This is a genomic window from Cryobacterium sp. 10I1, from assembly GCF_035019805.1.
Classification (GTDB): Bacteria; Actinomycetota; Actinomycetes; order Actinomycetales; family Microbacteriaceae; genus Cryobacterium; species Cryobacterium glucosi.
The window spans coordinates 1-244 of sequence record NZ_JASJVF010000677.1 but is presented as its reverse complement, the minus strand read 5'-3'; the positions used below and the strand labels follow the sequence as shown (position 1 = coordinate 244).

At 75.8% G+C, this 244-nt stretch carries 1 protein-coding gene; it reads right to left on the bottom strand.

The annotated features are described in order from the left end of the window. Positions 1–244: hypothetical protein (locus QN345_RS20300; RefSeq protein WP_323509270.1), on the bottom strand; the 244-nt coding region annotated here is incomplete at both ends.

The following is a 244-nucleotide window of genomic DNA, read 5'->3' as shown; positions in this document are numbered from 1 at the left end:
GTCCGCCGCCACAGCGGCGAGCGGATGCCCGGTGATCGCGGCCAGCTCGGCGCGCGTCACCCGGGCGGGCAGCGAACGATGCCCACCGAGAAGACCCGCCGTTGCCGCACGCTCTCGGAGCAGCCGGGCGAAGCCGATCGCCTGTTCCCTCGTGACGAACTCCGGCCGGAAGTCCGGGCGCTGGGACGACCCCCGACGAGACCCCTGACCCGCGGAGCTCCCCGGGCTCCCGGGGATCCCCGGG